Here is a 17439-nt window from a genome sequence, read left to right as displayed (position 1 = left end):
GATGGAAAGAAAATCGCCCTATGTGCTGATCGGCGCGGCGATGATCCTGTTCGTCGCCGCCGTGGCCGGCTTCGTGATCTGGAAGCTGCGCGCCGGCGACCGCACGTCGTACGCCTACTACGATATTCTCTTCTCGGGTGACGTGCAGGGACTGACCCTCGATTCGCCGGTGTTCTATCGTGGCCTGCGCGTCGGCCGGGTCGCCAATATCCAGCTCACCTCGCGCGTCGACACCCAGCGGTCCACCGGTCGTGAACGGTTGACGGAGAAGATCGAGGTGACGGTGGCCGTCGACTGGTCGATCGACATCCGCGACCGCTCCTATGCCGTGTTCGAAAAGCCGTTCATCGCCGGGGCGCCTTTCATCCAGATCGTCGGCCGCCTCGACGTCGACCAGGTGAAGCCGAAAAAGAAGCTGGGCGACAAGCCTTATCCGGAAATCCGCGAGGGGGCCTCGTTCCTGCAGGCGACCTCGACCTCGGCGCAGGAGCTGCTGACTAAGGCCAGCACCACGGTCGATCGGCTGAACGACCTGCTGAGCCCCGACAATATCGGCGCCGTCACCGACACGCTGCGCAACCTGCAGACGGCGACCAATGCCTTCGCCAAGTCCGACGCCGCCATTCAGACCACGCTGGCCGAGCTGCCGCAGGCCGTAGCCGAGTTCCGCAAGACCTTCGCCAAGCTCAACGACCTCTCGGAGTCGCTGACCCTGATCGCCCAGGAGATCGGGCCGCAGGATGCCGCAACGCGCAAGGCGCTGGCCGGCAGGGATCCGGGCGAACTGCGCAAGGCGCTGGACGAAGCGCGGAAGGCGTTGGCCAACATCGACTCCGCGGCCGGCCAGCTCAACAAGCTGGTCACGGACAACAGCCGTCCGATCCGGAATTTCACTGAGACCGGCCTGACCGAGTTCTCCCTGGCGCTTCGCGACCTGCGCCAGCTCACCGCCAACCTCAACGTCATCGCCACACGACTGGAGCGCGACCCGGCCAATTTCGTGTTCAGCGGCAAGCAGGGATATACGCCGAAATGATCCGTTGCCTGGCCGCCTGTGCGGCCGCCGTTGCCCTCCTCTCGAGCTGCTCGTTCGTCAGTGCCGTCGACTCGGTCGGCGACCCGACCGACCTCTACACCGTCTCGCCCAAGAGCACCTTCGATGCCGATCTGCCTTCGGTCTATTGGCAGCTCGCGGTGGAGGCGCCGGTGGCCGCGGCCAATCTCAACACCGGCCGCATCGCCATCGCCATGACGCCGACCTCGACGGACTACTATGCCAAGGTGGCATGGACCGACCGGGCGCCGCTGATGGTGCAGACCCGCATCGTTGATTCCTTCGAGAACACACGCAAGATCGTGGCGGTCTCGCGCGAGTCGATCGCGTTGCGCGCCAATTACGTGCTGCAGCCCGACCTGCGCAATTTCGAGGCGATGTACTTTTACGGGCAGCCGCCGATCGTGAAGGTCCGCATCATCGCCAAGCTGGTGCGCATGCCCGACCGGCAGATCATCGGCGTCGCTTCCTTCGAACGCTGCGTCCGGGCGCGCGCCGACAAGGTGCCGAAAGTCGTCGAAGCCTTCGACCAGGCCCTGGGCAGTGTGATCAAGCAGCTGGTGTCCTGGACGCTCCGGACGCCTCCGGCGCAGCCGCCGAGCGAGTCGGCGCCCTATGACATTGCGCGCTACCGCAATCCGGCCAACGCCATCATCGACAGTGCAAACTGCCCGAGAGGCAACGACGCCTCGATGGTACCCTACACGGACGAATAGGAAGTCGAAGCGCGCTCAGGCGCGCTTCTCGACCATCTTCCAGGCGAGATCGGCCATTGCGCGGGCCCGGTTGCCATACTTGGTCGCCGTCTCCGAAGAGGCATTGCCGTCGAGGCCACGCTTGTAGACGCCCTGCACGATGGCGGCGAGGCGGAACAAGGAAAAGGCGAGGTAGAAGTTCCAGGCCGGCACTTCCTTGCGGCCGGTCCGGCGGGCGTAGGCAGCGAGGTATTCCTGCTCGGTCGGGATGCCGAAGGCCTTGAGGTCCTGGCCGGCATAGCCGCCCGAGGCGCCAAAGCCTTCGCCGAAATGGTACATCATGCAGTTGTAGCCGAGGTCGGCCAGCGGATGGCCGAGCGTCGAGAGTTCCCAATCGAGGACCGCGATGACGCGCGGCTCGGTCGGGTGCACGATCGTGTTGCCGAGGCGATAGTCGCCATGGTTGATGCGCGTCTCGTCGCCCGGCGGGATGTTCTCCGGCAGCCACTTCTTCAGGGCTTCCATCGATTCGATGTCTTCGGTGCGGGCGAGGTCGTACTGGCTCGACCAGCGCGCGATCTGGCGCTGGATGTACTGGCCCTCGCGGCCATAGTCCCCGAGGCCGACGGCGCGATAGTCGACATTGTGCAGGCGCGCCAGCACGTCGTTCATCGAGTCGAAGATCTTGCCGCGATCGGCCGGCGAGACGCCGGGCATCCTGACGTCGGCGAAGACGCGGCCCGGCAGGAACTGCATGATGTAGAATGCGGTGCCGATCACGGAATCGTCCTGGCAGAGCGCGTAGGGCTTCGGGACCGGCACATCGGTATGGTCTGCCAGTGCCTTGATCACGCGATATTCGCGGTCGACCTGGTGGGCCGAGGGCAGCAGCTTTCCTGGCGGCTTCTTGCGCAGGACATACTGGTTCCCGCCGCCGTCGGTGACATGGAAGGTCGGGTTGCTCTGCCCGCCCTCGAACTGCAGCACGCTGATCGGGCCGCGATAGCCCTCGACATTGGCCTTCATGTAGTCGGCGAGCCGGGCTTCGTCGAAGACATGGGCCGGGCGGACGGGCGTGAGATTGTCGGGCAGATTGGACATGGGATTGTTCTAGAACCGTCGTATCGGAAATTCGAGGCGCGTTTGCGGGAGGGTCCGCAGGGCGATCAGGTGAGGAGCCGACTGGCTCAGTTGATGTTGCGCTCCCGGCCTTCCCAGTAGGGTTTTCGCAGTTCGCGCTTCAGGATCTTGCCGGTCGGATTGCGCGGCAACGCTTCGATGAAGTCCACGGACTTGGGCAGCTTGTAGCCCGCGATTCGTTCGCGGGCCCAGCCGATCAGGTCGCCCGGCGTCACGTCTGCGTCGGCCTTGCACACCACGACGGCCTTCACGGCCTCGCCCCAGCGTTCGTCGGGCACGCCGATCACCGCCACGTCGGCGACAGCAGGATGGCCGAACAGAGCGCTTTCGACCTCGGCCGGATAGATGTTCTCGCCGCCCGAAACGATCATGTCCTTCACGCGATCGTAAATGAAGAGGTAGCCCTTCTCGTCGAGATAGCCCGCGTCCCCGGTGAAGAACCAGTCGCCCTGGATGGCGCGTTTGGTGGCGTCGGGCAGGCGCCAGTAGCCGCGCATGACCTGCGGCGAGCGGATTGCGATCTCGCCGACCGTGCCGGCGGTCACGTCGACGCCCGTATCGTCGACGATGCGCAGTTCGACGCCGACCTGGGCAAAGCCGCAGGACAGGAGCTTCCTCGCATCCGAAGGATCGTGATCCTCGGCCGGCAAAAGGGTGATGGCGCCTGTCGTCTCGGTGAGGCCGTAGACCTGCTGGAATCCGCAACCGAAGATCGCCATCGCCTGCTTCAACAGCTCTGCCGGGATCGGCGCAGCGCCATAGACGATCAGGCGCAGGCTCGACAGGTCGGTCTCGCGGATCTGCGGCGACTGCACCAGGAAAAGGATCATGGCCGGTACCAGCAGCATGACCTCGATACGGTCGCGCTCGATGATCTGGAGCACGCGGGCGGGCACGAACTCGCGCACCACGTGGTTGGTGGCGCCGGCGAAGAGGCCGGCGATCGCCCAGCCCGCGCCGCCGATATGGAACATCGGCAGGCAGACGATGTTCTGGGTGCCGGGTTTCATCTGCCAGCTCCGCGTCCATTGCTCGAACATGAAGGCGAAGTTGGCGTTGGTGAGTTCCGCACCCTTTGGCAGGCCCGTGGTGCCGCTGGTGTAGAACTGTATGGCCGTGTCCTGGGGCCGGGCGGGCAGGTGAGGGTCGCTGTCGGGATGGTTGTCCCGCCATGCGGCGAAGGCCTCCCAGGTCCCGTGGCGCGGTCCCAGGGTCACGATCTTGCGGACGGTCTTCAACTGGTCGTGGATCTTCTCGACGACCGGGAAATACTCCTCGCCGACGAAGAGAATCTCGGCCTCCGCATCATTCACGATCTGCAGGACCTCGGGCGGCGCCAGGCGCCAGTTGACCGACACCATCACGGCGCCGGCCTTGGCGACGCCGAACAACAGTTCGAAAAAGACGTCACTGCTCTTGTCGAGATGGGCGACACGGACCTGCGGCCTGACGCCTTCGGCGATCAGGCCGCTGGCGATGCGGCTCGAGGCGCGGTCGAGCGCACCGTAGGTCGTAATCCGGCCTTCATGGACGATCGCCACCGTGTCCGGCCGCGCCACGCCATGGGCGCGCACGATGTCGGCCAGGCCCACCATTTCGATACTCATAGGACGTTTCCCTTGCGATATTGGCCCGTCCTTCGCGGCGGCCGGGCAGGGGCATCCTTCGGTGGTTTCGCAGTGAATTCAAGAGTTTGATCGCGAGGCGTCGACCGCTCGGGGCGGGGGCGTGTTCAATCCTGCCAAATGCAAACGCCGCGAGGTCTCCCTCGCGGCGCCTGGAAAGACGATAGATCGTCGGCGATTTATTGAGCTGCCAGGGCCTGCTTCGGCAGCGCGTTGACGACCGAGGCCTTGCCCGAGGTCATCTCGTCGTAGATCCAGTTGTAGGTCTTCTCCATGCCGTCCTCGAGACGGATGGACGGGGCCCAGTTCATCAGCTTCTTGATCAGCGTGTTGTCGCTGTTGCGGCCGCGCACGCCCTTGGGCGCGTCCAGCTTGTAGCTGCGCTTCAGCTTGATGCCGGCGATCTTCTCGACGATGTCGACCAGCGTGTTGATGCTGACCAGCTCGTCGCTGCCGATGTTCAGCGGCTCGATGATGTCGCTCTCCGCGAGCTTGATCGTGCCCTCGGTGCAGTCGTCGATGTACATGAACGAACGGGTCTGCTCGCCGTCGCCCCAGATCTCGATCTCGTGCTTGCCCGAGAGCTTGGCGGCGATGACCTTGCGGCACATCGCGGCCGGGGCCTTTTCGCGGCCGCCGTCATAGGTGCCTTCCGGACCGTAGACGTTGTGATAGCGGGCCACGCGGGTGGCGATGCCGTAATCCTCGCGATAGTGGCGGGCCATGCGCTCGCTGAACAGCTTCTCCCAGCCGTAGCCGTCTTCCGGCAGCGCGGGGTAGGCGTCTTCTTCCTTCAGCGCCGTGACGTTGGCGTCGGTCTGCTTGTCGCCGTTGTAGACGCAGGCCGACGAGGAATAGAAGAAGCGCGGCACGCCGGCCTCCTTCGCGGCGACCAGCATGTGGGTGCTGATCAGCACCGACAGCATGCACTCGGCCTTGTGGGTCTCGATGAAGCCCATGCCGCCCATGTCGGCGGCCAGGTTGTAGATCATCGCGGCACCCTTGGCGGCCTTGCGGCAGGGCTCGAGCAGGGCAAGATCGCCCACCTGGTTCTCGACGCCGGGGATCTTCTGGTACCACTCCTCGAGGGGTTTCACGTCGACCGCGCGGATCCTGGTGTGCCCGCGCTGCTGCAGGACCTTCACCAGATGGCCGCCGATAAAGCCACCGGCGCCGGTCACGACGACGAGATCATTCTTGGACATGCACGAAAGCCTTTCGATCGAAGCGAGGGGTTTTATCCGACTTATCAGCGACTTGCGAGGGCGGCTCCACGCCTCGGGCGAGCACGCGATCGGGGCCCCGGGAGGGGGAAGGGCCGCGCGAGGATGTCCGTTTGCTAGGAACGGCCGGCCTCGTCAAGCGGTCGCCGTGTTGCGGGAGCCGTGCGCGATAATGCCGCGACCGGGCAGGGAGGAAACTGCAAGGCCGGTGAAAAAGGTGGTCCGCCGTAAAAATTGATCTATACCAACCACATAGGCGTAATTTGCTCCCGATGTTCGACCAGTCAACATGACCTATATTCTCGGCCTCAACGCCTATCACGCCGATGCGGCCGCCTGCCTCGTCAAGGATGGAGAACTGGTCGCTGCCGTCGAAGAAGAGCGCTTTCGCCGGATCAAGCATTGGGGCGGTTTCCCCAGCGAATCGATCCGCTACTGCCTCGCGGAGGCCGGCATATCGCTGGGCGATGTCGACCATGTGGCGATCAACAGTGACAACAGGGCCAATCGCTGGCGCAAGCTTGCCTACGCGCTGACCTCGGGGGTCAGCCTGAATTACGTGATGAGCCGGCTGCGCAATCGCGGCGAGCGGGCCGACATCGCAGGCAATCTGAAGCGCCATCTGCCGGACCAGGAGTTCCGCGGCGCGGCGCACGCGGTGGAGCATCATCTCTGTCACCTCGCCTCGGCCTTCCTGGTCTCGCCATACGATAAGGCAGTGGCGGTCTCGGTCGACGGGTTCGGCGACTTCTCCTCAGCGGCCTGGGGATTGGGCGAGGGTGGCACCCTGTCAGTCGACGGCCGGGTCTATTTCCCGCATTCGCTGGGCGTCTTCTACGAGGCGATGACCCAGTTCATCGGCTTCCCGCACTATGGCGATGAGTACAAGGTCATGGGCCTCGCACCCTACGGCCAGCCGTCCTTCGTCGAGCAGATGAAGGAGATCGTGCGGCTCAGGAACGACGGGACTTTCGCGCTTGACCTGCGCTACTTCCGCCATGCCTCGGGAGAGGGTGCCAACTACCAGGTGAAGGACGGCATCCCGTCCGGCGGCCGCCTGTGGAGCGACGAGCTGGTGAAGCTGCTCGGTCCGGTACGCGATCCCGCCGCACCGCTGGAGGACAAGCACCGGGACATCGCGCGCTCCACCCAGGTGACCTACGAGAACGCCTTCTTCAACCTGCTCAACGCCCTGCATGCGCGCTACGGCGCCGATGCCGTCGTGCTGGCGGGCGGCTGCGCCTACAATTCGGTGGCCAACGGCAAGGTGCTGGAGCGCACGCCGTTCCGGAAGCTCTACGTCCAGTCGGCGGGCGGCGATGCGGGCGGCGCGATCGGTGCAGCCTTCGCGACCTGGCACAGGATCGGCGGCGCGGCGGCCAGGCGTCACTTCGTGATGGACCATGCCTATTGGGGCCCGTCGGCGACACCGGACGAGATCGCGGCAGCCATCGCCCGCCGGGGTGCCGATTTCGATGCCGCCGGCTGCCGAATCGAGCGCATTGCCGACGAAGCGACGCTCTGCCGGCACACGGCACAGGCGATCTCCGAAGGCAAGGTGATCGGCTGGTTCCAGGGGCGCCTGGAATGGGGCCCGCGCGCCCTTGGAAACCGCTCGATCCTGGGCGATCCACGCCGCGCCGACATGAAGGACATCCTCAACCTCAAGATCAAGCGGCGGGAATCCTTCCGTCCCTTCGCGCCGTCGATCCTGCGCGAAGCGGTGCCGCAGTGGTTCGAGACCGACGACGACGTGCCCTTCATGATGCAGGTCTTCCGCATCCGCGAGGAGAAGCGGAAGGAGATTCCCGCCGTCACCCATGTCGACGGCACCGGACGCCTACAGACCGTCACCTGGGCGGGCAACCCGCGCTACGCCCGGCTGATCTCGGCGTTCCGCGACCTGACGGGCGTGCCGATCGTGCTCAACACCAGCTTCAACGAGAACGAGCCCGTGGTCTGCAGACCCGAGGAGGCGATCGACTGCTTCCTGCGCACCAAGATGGATGTCCTCGTGCTGGGCGACACGCTGATCCAGCGCTAGCCATGCAATTGAGCTATCCTGCCCAAAAGGCATTCGAGCGGGGGACGGCATAGTGCGGGTACTGGTGACGGGGGGCGCAGGCTATATCGGCTCGCATACGTGCAAGGCGCTCGCCCGGGCAGGCCACTTGCCGATCGTCTACGACAACCTGCACACCGGCCATGCCTGGTCGGTGAAGTGGGGGCCGCTGGTCCAGGGCGACATCAACGATCCCGTGGCGCTGTCTGCCGCTATGCGCGACCACAGGCCCGAGGCGGTCATCAACTTCGCCGCCTTGGCCTATGTGGGCGAATCGATGGCGGAGCCGATCCGCTACTATCGCAACAACGTCGCCGGCATGATCACGCTGATCGAGGTGATGCGGGCGCACGACGTGGGCTTCATCGTTTTTTCGAGCAGTTGCGCGACCTATGGTGTGCCCGACCGCCTGCCGGTCGTCGAGGGCATGTGGCAGCGGCCGATCAACACCTACGGTCGCACCAAGCTGATGGGTGAGCAGATCCTGCGCGACGCCTGTGCCGCGCACAGTCTCGGCGCCATGGCGCTGCGGTATTTCAATGCGGGCGGCGCCGATCCCGACGGCGAGCTGGGCGAGGAGCACGATCCCGAAACCCATATCATCCCGCTGGTGCTGCAGGCCGCGCATGGAGTGCGGGCGGACATTTCCGTCTTCGGCACAGACTACGACACGCCGGACGGCACCTGCGTTCGCGACTATGTCCACGTGACCGATCTGGCGGCCGCCCACGTCGCCGCGCTGACGCGCTGCAAGGCCGGCAGCTTCCAGGCCTACAATCTCGGTGCCGGCCACGGTGCCAGCATCGGCGACCTGATCGCGCGGGCGCGGGTGCTCACCGGCCGTAAGATCCACACCGTCGACGCGCCCCGCCGGGCCGGAGATCCCCCGATCCTGGTGGCCGACGTGGCGCAGGCGCGGCAGGCACTCGACTGGGCGCCGGCTCATTCGTCGATCGACGACATCATCCGCACCGCCTGGACCTGGATGACGGAGAGGCGGTCGTGCGCGATGAAGGCAAAGGCCCGCTGAGGCGCCGCGCATGGACCGCGATACCGTCACGCCGCTGCTGATCACCTTCAACGAAATCCAGAACATCGAACGGACGCTGGCGAAGCTCGACTGGGCCAAGTGCATCGTGGCGATCGACAGCGGCAGCACCGACGGCACGCTCGACATGCTGGCGAAGGATCCGCGCATCGAGGTCATCCCTCGGCCGTTCGACAGCTTCGCGGAGCAGTGCAATTTCGGGTTGACGCACATCCGTACCGACTGGGTCCTGTCGCTCGACGCCGACTACGAGCTGAGCGACGCCCTCGTCTCGGAACTGACAGGGCTTCGACCCGCCGTCGAAGACAGGGGCTACAGGGCGGCGTTCGTCTATCGGATCTACGGCCGCCCGCTGCGTGGCACGCTCTATCCGCCGCGCACCGTGCTCTATCGCGTCGCCGGCGCACGCTACGAGAACGAGGGTCACGGGCATCGCATCCGCCTGCAGGGGCGGATTTCGGACCTCAAGGGCGTGATCTATCACGACGATCGCAAGCCGCTGTCGCGCTGGCTCGGTTCGCAACTCAAATACGCCGCACGCGAGGCGGCGCATCTCCTTGAGATGCCACGCGAACGGCTGGGCAGGGTCGACAGGATACGCCTGATGGGCTGGCCCGCGCCGATCCTGGTGCTGGGCTATGTGCTGTTCGCGAAGGGTGCGATCCTCGACGGCAGGGCCGGGTGGTTCTATGCCTTCCAGCGCTTGCTGGCGGAGGTTCTGCTCGCCCTGGAGCTGCTGGACCGCCGCCTGTCCAGCGGGACGAAATGAGGATTGGTGCCGGGTGAGGGGATCGAACCCCCGACCTTCGGTTTACAAAACCGCTGCACTACCGCTGTGCTAACCCGGCTGGCCCCAGGGCGGCCGCTTTCTTAGCCCTTCGTGAAGCCGTGCGTCCACTCACAACGACGATGGCCTCGCATCCGAGGCGCAACGACGCGGCTTCAACTGAGTGATTGTATAACTCCGACTCCTTACGAAATAAGGGGCGGATGTTGAACGTGGCAGCCCAGCGACTGGCGCTTGTTTTCCGACGGAGCGCCCGCTTCGTCCGGATGCTTTGCGTTCTGTCCCTCGCGATTGCCAGTGTTCTCCATGTTGCCGGGGATGTTCGGGCGAGCAACGCGGAAGCGGGGCAGACCGTGGTTTCCAGTGCTGCCGACGAACAAGGGACTCACGGTGGGTCGACTGCCGAGGCCTGTCATAGCTGCTCGGTTGCCCCGTATTTCAACGCTGTAACGCCTCTGCACGTCTCGGCCGCTTCTACTGGCATACCGGAAGGACGCCTTGTCTGGCTGTCCGCCGTCTCCCTGCGTATAGCGGGGCCACCCCCCAAGAGCTGATCTCGTTGCGTTTCGTCCGTCGTGCCGGAGATTCCTGCACGACGCGCAGATGATTGCATTTTCGGGATCAGGTCATGTCAATCCGCGTCGTCGGAGCGTTGTGCGCAGCGCTGCTCGTTGTCACGCATGCGAAGGGAGCCTCGTCGCAGACTCCGCCTCAGCATCGGACGTCGAACGGGGGACTCACTCTTCGTCACGCCTTGCTGCAGGCCGTTAGGGGCAACCCGCGCCTGGTCATCGCCGATCGCAACATCGGCATGTCGGAGGGCCGCCGGCAGCAGGCCGGCGCGATGCCCAATCCGACGATCGGATTTGAGATCGACAACTTCGCACCGGGAAATTCGGAGGCTGTCGGTGGGGCCGAGACGACGCTGATGCTGAGCCAGCTCATCGAACTCGGCGGCAAGCGCGACGCGCGCGTTTCGGCAGCGCTCGGCGATGCCGACGCCATGCGGTGGGAGAAGGAAGCGGCACGGCTGGAACTTCTGTCGGAGATGACCCTCGCCTTCGTCGAAGCCGTGTCGGCGCAGCGCCGCATCCAGATCCTGGATCGGCAGGCCGCGACCCTGGAAAGGCTTGTCCCCCTGATGCAGCGGCGGGTAGAAGCCGGGGCCTCTTCGCCGTCCGAAGCCACGCGGACCCAGACGGCAGTCGGCATGACGAGGCTCGAGCGGGAGCGTACGCGCCTGGCGTTTGCCGTGGCCCGCCGGGAACTCGCCGGGTTGATGGGCCGCGACCTGCCCGATTTCACGTCGGTTTCCGGCGATTTGGGCCGGCTGGTCCGTCCGGCGCCCCTCGAGGCGCTGATCAAGGCGATCGACGACAATCCCCAGCTCATGCGTTGGACGGCCGTGCGCGCCCAGCGCGATGGCGAACTGCTGGTCGCACGCCTGAAACCCATTCCCGACGTCACGGCCAGCGTCGGCTGGCGCTATTACTCCGACACGCAGCAGAGCGCGGTCAGGCTGGGCGTGTCGATGCCGTTTCCGGTGCTGGACCGGAACCGCGGTGGCATCCAGGAAGCGGCAGAGAATTCCCGCAAGGCCCACTCGGAACGCGCCTCCAACCGGCTCGCCCTGATCACCGTCGTAGCGAAAGCCCACGACACCGCGAACAACCAGCTCCTGCAGCTCGACCTCATCCGCAAGACGATCCTGCCGGCGGCGCGCCAGACCTACGCGACGATCGAGGCCGGGTACGGGCAGGGCCGCTTCACGGTGCTGGAAATCCTGGATGCCTACCAGGCCGTCGCCGACGCGGAGCTGAAGGAGCACGAGGCGCTGACGAGCTTCCATTCGGCCGTTGCCACCATCGAGGGCCTCACCGCGAGCCCTGTGACCGTTACGAGGACGCGACAATGAAATCCGTAAAGAAGGCACTCGGCTATCTGGCGGTCGCCATCGTCTGTGCCGGCATCCTGGCCGCTGCCGGCTTCTACGTCTTCGATTCGCGGTTTGCCAACCAGTCCAAGGCCGCTTCGACCAAGGGCGGCCATGGCGAGAAGGAGCAGCATGGGCATGACGAGGGCGTGAAGCTCACGGATGCGCAGATCGCGGCGGCGGGCATCGAGCTCCTCACCGCCGGTCCCCGTGAGCTTCGCGACACGCTGCAATTGAACGGTACCGTGCAGCCCAATCAGGAGACCCTGGTCAAGGTGACGCCGCGCTTTCCCGGCGTCATCCGCAGCATGCGCAAGCGGCTGGGGGACAAGGTAAAGAAGGACGAGGTGCTGGCGACCGTCGAGAGCAACCAGAGCCTGACGGTCTACGAACTGAAGGCGCCGAGCGACGGCACGGTGATCGACCGTGACGGCACGCTGGGCGAGTTCGCCTCGGAAGCGAAGCCGATCTTCACCATCGCCGACCTCTCCACCATGTGGGTCGACTTCGCGGTGTTCCGGAAGGATTTCTCGAAGGTTCGCCTCGGCGATGCCGTGTCGATCGAGGTGGGCGACGGTGGTGCCCCCATCGAGGCGAAGCTCGACTATCTCTCGCCCATCGGCGCCAGCGACACCCAGTCGGCCATCGCGCGGGCCACCGTGCCGAACGGCGGGCGGCTGCGCCCCGGCCTGTTCGTGGACGGCAAGGTCGTGCTGTCGGCGCGGCCGGTCGATGTCGCCGTCAGCGCCAGTGCCCTGCAGACGCTCGAGGGCAAGAACGTCGTCTTCGTGCGAAGCGGCGACACCTTCTCGGTGCGGGAAGTGGAGCTCGGCAACCGGGATGCCGACTGGGTCGAGGTCCTGTTCGGCCTGGTCGATGGCGACGTGTATGCGGCCAGGAACAGCTTCGTGATCAAGGCGGAGATCGGCAAGGCCGGCGCCGCCCACGAGCACTGAGGCGAGAGCGCAGATGATCAACAAGATACTGGCCTTTTCCATCCAGAATCGCTGGCTCGTCGTCATTGCGGCCATCGCGGTCGGTGCGCTCGGCGCGTGGAACTTCACGCGCCTGCCGATCGATGCGGTGCCCGACATCACCAACGTCCAGGTGCAGGTCAATACCATGGCGCCGGGCTACTCGCCGCTCGAGGTCGAGCAGCGCATCACCTTTCCGCTGGAAACGGCGATGGGCGGCCTGCCGAAGCTCGAATATACGCGCTCGCTCTCGCGATACGGCCTGAGCCAGGTGACCGTCGTGTTCAAGGACGGCACGGACATCTATTTCGCCCGCCAGCTCGTGAACGAGCGCATCCAGCAGGCGAAGGAGCAGCTGCCTCCCGGCACCGAGACGGCGATGGGCCCGGTCTCGACGGGTCTTGGCGAGATCTACATGTACGCGGTCGAGGCCAAGCCCGGGGCGAAGAAGCCCGACGGCGAGCCCTATTCGGCCACCGACCTGCGCACCATCCAGGACTGGATCATCAAGCCGCAGCTCCGGACGGTGCCGGGCATCGTCGAGGTCAACACGATCGGCGGCTACGAGAAGCAGTTCCACGTCCTGCCGGATCCCGCGAAGCTGATGGCCTTTCGCCTCACCTTCCGCGACGTCATGCAGGCGCTGGCGACTCACAACGCCAATGTCGGTGCAGGATACATCGAGCGCAACGGCGAGCAGTATCTGGTCCGCACACCGGGACAGGTGAACACGCTGCCGGAAATCCGCGACATCGTCATTGGAACCCGCGGCGGCGTGCCGATCCGGATCTCGGATGTGGCGGAAGCCAAGGAAGGGACCGACCTACGCACAGGCGCGGCCACGCTCGATGGCAAGGAGACGGTGATCGGCACCACGATGCTGCTGATCGGCGAGAACAGCCGGACGGCTGCGCAGCGCGTGGGGGCCAGGCTGGACGAGATCGCGCGCTCGCTGCCCGACGGCGTCGTGGCGCGGGCGATCTACGACCGCACCAAGCTCGTCGAAGCCACGGTCTGGACGGTCGAGAAGAACCTTCTCGAAGGTGCGCTGCTGGTCGTCGTCGTGCTGTTCCTGATCCTGGGCAACTTCCGGGCAGCCTTCGTCACGGCCTGCGTCATTCCGCTGTCCATGCTCTTCACCATCACCGGCATGGTCGAGAACCATATCAGCGCCAATCTCATGAGCCTGGGCGCCATCGACTTCGGCATCATCGTCGACGGCGCAGTGATCGTGGTCGAGAATTGCCTCCGGCTGCTGGCCGAGGAACAGCACAGGCGCGGCCGCCTGCTGACGCGCAACGAGCGCTTCGGGACGATCCTGGCCGGGGCGCAGGAGGTTATCAAGCCGAGCCTGTTCGGCACGGTGATCATCGGCGTCGTCTACCTGCCGATCCTCACGCTGACCGGCGTGGAAGGGAAAATGTTTACCCCGATGGCGCTCACCGTGCTCATGGCGCTGCTGGGGGCAGCCATCCTCTCGATGACGCTGGTTCCCGCCGCGGTCGCGCTGCTGGTCACCGGCAAGGTCTCCGAGAAAGAGAACTTCTTCATGCGCGGCGCGCTACGGCTCTACGCGCCGGCGCTCGAAGGCGCCATCCGGCTGCGCTACGTGGTGGTCGCGATGGCCTTCATGCTGGTCGGTGTCGCGGCCGTGGCGGCGTCGCGGATGGGCGGCGAGTTCATCCCCTCGCTCGACGAGGGTGACATCGCGATGCATGCGATGCGCATTCCCGGCACCAGCCTGACCCAATCCGTGCAGATGCAGGAGGCGCTGGAGAAGGCGATCCTCGAATTTCCCGAGGTCAAGGAGGTCGCGGCCAAGATCGGCACGGCCGAGGTCGCGACCGATCCGATGCCACCCAATGTCGCCGACAATTTCATCCTGCTGAAGCCGCGTTCGGAATGGCCGGATCCGAACCGATCCAAGGCGGATCTGGTTGCCGCGATCGAAAGGCGCGTGGAGCATGTCCCGGGCAACAACTACGAGTTCACGCAGCCCATCCAGATGCGTTTCAACGAGCTGATCTCCGGCGTTCGCAGCGATCTCGGCATCAAGATCTTCGGCGACGATCTCGACACGCTGCTGTCAGTGGCCAACAAGGTACAGGCAGTCGTGCAGGCCGTGCCCGGTGCGGCCGACGTGAAGACGGAGCAGGTGAGCGGCCTGCCGATGCTCACGGTGAAACCCAACCGCGCCGCCCTCGCGCGCTATGGCATCACGCTGGCGGAACTGCAGGAGGTCGTGGCGATCGCGGTCGGCGGCCGTGAGGCGGGGCTGATCTTCGAAGGCGACCGCCGCTTCGACATCGTGATCCGGCTGCCCGAGAGGATGCGTGTCGACGTCGATGCGTTGTCTTCCCTGCCGATTCCCGTTCCGGCCCAGGTGGCCGGCCGGGAGAACGGCCGGGCGATCGTGCAGACCGGTCTCGGTGCGGCCGCCCCCTATGTGCCGCTCTCGGCCGTGGCCTCGATCGAGATCGCCCCGGGCCCCAACCAGATCAGCCGCGAGAACGGCAAACGTCGCATCGTCGTCTCGGCCAATGTGCGCGATCGGGATCTCGGCTCCTTCGTCAGCGAAGTGCAGAAGCGCGTCGGCGAGCAGGTGAAGCTGCCGTCAGGCTACTGGATCGGCTGGGGCGGCCAGTTCGAGCAGCTCGTCGGAGCGTCGCAGCGACTGGCCATCGTCGTGCCCGTGGCGCTGCTGCTGATCTTCGTCCTGCTGTGCATGAGCCTGGGATCGGTCGGCGACGCGCTGCTGGTCTTCAGCGGCGTACCGCTTGCCCTGACCGGCGGCGTGGCCGCCCTGATCCTGCGGGATATTCCGCTTTCGATCAGCGCCGGCATCGGCTTCATCGCGCTATCCGGCGTGGCCGTGCTGAACGGGCTGGTCATCATTTCGTTCATCCAGGGATTGCGCAGCCAGGGCCGCTCCGTGGCGCAAGCCGTGCGCGAGGGCGCCTTGAAGCGACTGCGTCCCGTGCTGATGACCGCGCTCGTCGCATCGCTCGGCTTCGTGCCGATGGCGATCGCGACCGGCGCGGGCGCCGAAGTGCAGCGACCGCTGGCCACCGTCGTCATCGGCGGAATTATTTCGTCGACCATCCTGACGCTGGTCGTCCTGCCGGCGCTGTACGCCCTGTTCCATCGTGACAAGCCTGTTCAACAAGAGGAGATCGCATGAGGAAGTTCCTGATCGCCGCGGCGCTGATGCTGTGGGCCGGCATGGCCGCGGCGCAGCATAGTCACGGCAGCACCAAGGGCCCCAATGGCGGGGCGGTGCAGGACGTGGTGGGCGTGCATGCCGAACTGGTGCTTGCCGGCAATGCAGTGACCATCAACATCCTCGACGAGAACAACAAACCAGTGTCGGCCAAAGGCTTCACCGGCTCCGTGCTGATCGTGGCGGGCGGCAACCGGGAGACTGTGCAACTGGCGCCGTCGGGCGACACCGCGCTGAAGGGCGAGTCGAAGGCCGCGATCCCCACTGGCGCCCAGGTGACGCTGGTGCTGAAGAACGCGGCCGGCAAATCGGGTCAGGTCAAATTCTAGTACTTGGCCCGCTTCACCTGGGACGCTGCCGCGCCCATTCGTAGGCTGCGACGGCGGCAGCATTGGAAACATTGAGCGCGGAGAGGGCGTCGCTGGTGGGAATTGTCACCAGCCGGTCGCATTTCTCGGCGGTCAGCCGGCGCAGGCCTTCGCCTTCGGCGCCCAGGACGATGCAGGTCCGGCCCTTCAGGTCGAGGTTGTCCAGCCGGGCATCGCCGGTTTCGGCCAGCCCATAGGTCCAGAAGCCCGCTTCCTTCAGCTGGTCGAGCGTGCGGGCAAGGTTGACGGCGCGCACCAGCGGCACGACCTCGAGTGCGCCGGAGGCGGCCTTGGCCAAGGTGCCGGTATCGGAGGGGGTGTGACGGTCGGTCACGATCAGGCCGGCCGCTCCGAAGGCGGCCGCCGACCGCAGGATGGCGCCCACATTGTGCGGATCGCTCACCTGGTCGAGCACCAGGACGAGGGCATTTTCCCCACACCGAGCGAGGATATCTTCCAGGCCAGGCTCCTCCAGCGGCGCCACCAGGGCGGCGATGCCCTGGTGGACGGAGCCATTGGGCAGGCGCTGGTTCAAATCCTCGCGCGAGACGATGGCCTTGTCGGTCTTGCCGATTTCGGCGGCATGGCGCTCGGCCATTTCGCGCGTGGCGAAGAGCCGCTCGATGCGGCGGTCGGGGTTGGCGAGGGCGGCGAGCACGGCGTGGCGGCCAAAGATCCAGACGGATTGGTGGCCGCCACGGGACTGGCGGTGCGGGCGATTGGGGCGGGGAGGCATGGCGAGCCTTGTATGGCGCGCAGACCGGACGGGCAAATCGGCCGGCGTGAGGGGGGGCGGCGTCGGATCCGGTCCCAATTCCACGGCCCCGGGAGCCTGCATTTGTTCAACCTGCAAGGAAGTACTTGCTAGTCCTTGGAACCCGCTGTATCTCCGCGCCCCTACAGGCTTTTTCCGTTTATGCCGGTTGGGACGGAGGGGTGGCCGAGCGGTCAATGGCAGCAGACTGTAAATCTGCCGACTTCGCGTCTACGAAGGTTCGAATCCTTCCCCCTCCACCATCGATCATAGCGCGGGATCGGCTCTGTTTGCGCGTTGCGGGTGTAGCTCAATGGTAGAGCAGAAGCCTTCCAAGCTTACGACGAGGGTTCGATTCCCTTCACCCGCTCCAGGTTTGGCTAAGTCGGCCAGCTAGTTCGTTCTGTGTCTGAAAGCATCACGAGGGTCGTGACACCATGTCGAAGGCGAAGTTTGAGCGGAACAAGCCGCACTGCAACATCGGAACGATCGGTCACGTTGATCACGGGAAGACGTCGCTGACGGCGGCGATCACGAAGATCCTGGCGAAGACGGG

The 17439-nt window shown here is 65.4% G+C and carries 14 protein-coding genes and 3 tRNA genes; 12 read left to right on the top strand and 5 right to left on the bottom strand.

Annotated features, from left to right (window positions below):
- Window position 1 precedes the first annotated feature (1 nt).
- A complete protein-coding gene (locus EPO41_RS18315; RefSeq protein WP_296327878.1) occupies window positions 2-1036 on the top strand; it encodes an MlaD family protein in 1035 nt (344 codons plus the stop codon).
- Window positions 1033-1770: an ABC-type transport auxiliary lipoprotein family protein gene (locus tag EPO41_RS18310; RefSeq protein WP_296327875.1), complete on the top strand. Its 738-nt coding sequence runs from the start codon at window positions 1033-1035 to the stop codon at window positions 1768-1770. Before EPO41_RS18315 ends, EPO41_RS18310 begins: the two co-directional genes overlap by 4 nt.
- A 15-nt stretch (window positions 1771-1785) precedes the next feature.
- Here EPO41_RS18310 and EPO41_RS18305 read toward each other — a convergent pair whose 3' ends face one another.
- From EPO41_RS18305 to EPO41_RS18295, 3 genes are all read right to left on the bottom strand, one after another.
- Window positions 1786-2850, bottom strand: coding sequence for a phosphotransferase (locus EPO41_RS18305; RefSeq protein WP_296327872.1), 1065 nt, complete (start codon window positions 2848-2850; stop codon window positions 1786-1788).
- 86 nt (window positions 2851-2936) lie between these two features.
- Window positions 2937-4496 (bottom strand): fatty acid--CoA ligase, encoded by a 1560-nt coding sequence (locus EPO41_RS18300; RefSeq protein ID WP_296327869.1) that lies wholly within the window; start codon window positions 4494-4496, stop codon window positions 2937-2939.
- A 197-nt stretch (window positions 4497-4693) separates the two neighbouring features.
- Window positions 4694-5719, bottom strand: coding sequence for an NAD-dependent epimerase/dehydratase family protein (locus EPO41_RS18295; protein WP_296327866.1), 1026 nt, complete (start codon window positions 5717-5719; stop codon window positions 4694-4696).
- A 307-nt stretch (window positions 5720-6026) separates the two neighbouring features.
- On the opposite strand from EPO41_RS18295, the gene EPO41_RS18290 reads away from it, so the two are divergent.
- The 3 genes from EPO41_RS18290 (at window position 6027) to EPO41_RS18280 (ending at window position 9616) form a co-directional block, all read left to right on the top strand.
- Window positions 6027-7781: a carbamoyltransferase C-terminal domain-containing protein gene (locus EPO41_RS18290; RefSeq protein ID WP_296327863.1), complete on the top strand. Its 1755-nt coding sequence runs from the start codon at window positions 6027-6029 to the stop codon at window positions 7779-7781.
- Between the two features lie 64 nt (window positions 7782-7845).
- Window positions 7846-8829, top strand: a complete 984-nt coding sequence (gene galE / locus EPO41_RS18285) for a UDP-glucose 4-epimerase GalE (RefSeq protein ID WP_296327860.1) — start codon at window positions 7846-7848, stop codon at window positions 8827-8829.
- Between the two features lie 10 nt (window positions 8830-8839).
- Window positions 8840-9616, top strand: a complete 777-nt coding sequence (locus EPO41_RS18280) for a glycosyltransferase family 2 protein (protein WP_296327857.1) — start codon at window positions 8840-8842, stop codon at window positions 9614-9616.
- Between the two features lie 4 nt (window positions 9617-9620).
- Here the strand turns inward: EPO41_RS18280 and EPO41_RS18275 are convergent.
- Window positions 9621-9695 (bottom strand) — tRNA-Thr (locus EPO41_RS18275).
- A gap of 693 nt (window positions 9696-10388) precedes the next feature.
- Between EPO41_RS18275 and EPO41_RS18270 the strand changes: the two genes are divergently transcribed.
- The 4 genes from EPO41_RS18270 to EPO41_RS18255 are packed head-to-tail and all read left to right on the top strand — an operon-like array spanning window position 10389 to window position 16090.
- Window positions 10389-11549, top strand: a complete 1161-nt coding sequence (locus EPO41_RS18270) for a TolC family protein (RefSeq protein WP_296327854.1) — start codon at window positions 10389-10391, stop codon at window positions 11547-11549.
- Window positions 11546-12523, top strand: coding sequence for a divalent metal ion exporter adaptor subunit IhpB (ihpB, locus tag EPO41_RS18265; protein ID WP_296327851.1), 978 nt, complete (start codon window positions 11546-11548; stop codon window positions 12521-12523). Before EPO41_RS18270 ends, ihpB begins: the two co-directional genes overlap by 4 nt.
- 13 nt (window positions 12524-12536) lie before the next feature.
- Window positions 12537-15722, top strand: a complete 3186-nt coding sequence (locus EPO41_RS18260) for a CusA/CzcA family heavy metal efflux RND transporter (protein WP_296327848.1) — start codon at window positions 12537-12539, stop codon at window positions 15720-15722.
- Window positions 15719-16090, top strand: a complete 372-nt coding sequence (locus tag EPO41_RS18255) for a hypothetical protein (protein WP_296327845.1) — start codon at window positions 15719-15721, stop codon at window positions 16088-16090. Before EPO41_RS18260 ends, EPO41_RS18255 begins: the two co-directional genes overlap by 4 nt.
- Before the next feature lie 13 nt (window positions 16091-16103).
- Here EPO41_RS18255 and rlmB read toward each other — a convergent pair whose 3' ends face one another.
- The gene (gene rlmB / locus EPO41_RS18250) at window positions 16104-16865 is read right to left on the bottom strand and encodes a 23S rRNA (guanosine(2251)-2'-O)-methyltransferase RlmB (protein ID WP_296327842.1); all 762 of its coding nucleotides are present in this window, start codon (window positions 16863-16865) and stop codon (window positions 16104-16106) included.
- Window positions 16866-17059: 194 nt separating this feature from the next.
- Between rlmB and EPO41_RS18245 the strand changes: the two genes are divergently transcribed.
- The 3 genes from EPO41_RS18245 to EPO41_RS18235 form a co-directional block, all read left to right on the top strand.
- Window positions 17060-17146, top strand: a tRNA-Tyr gene (locus tag EPO41_RS18245).
- A gap of 36 nt (window positions 17147-17182) precedes the next feature.
- Window positions 17183-17256 (top strand) — tRNA-Gly (locus EPO41_RS18240).
- A gap of 64 nt (window positions 17257-17320) precedes the next feature.
- The coding region (locus EPO41_RS18235) for a GTP-binding protein (RefSeq protein WP_296328067.1) at window positions 17321-17439 on the top strand (119 nt) is incomplete at its 3' end.

Source organism: Reyranella sp., assembly GCF_004297265.1.
Lineage (GTDB): Bacteria > Pseudomonadota > Alphaproteobacteria > Reyranellales > Reyranellaceae > Reyranella.
Note: the sequence above shows the minus strand (reverse complement) of the source record. Positions and strands in the feature narration are given on the sequence as shown.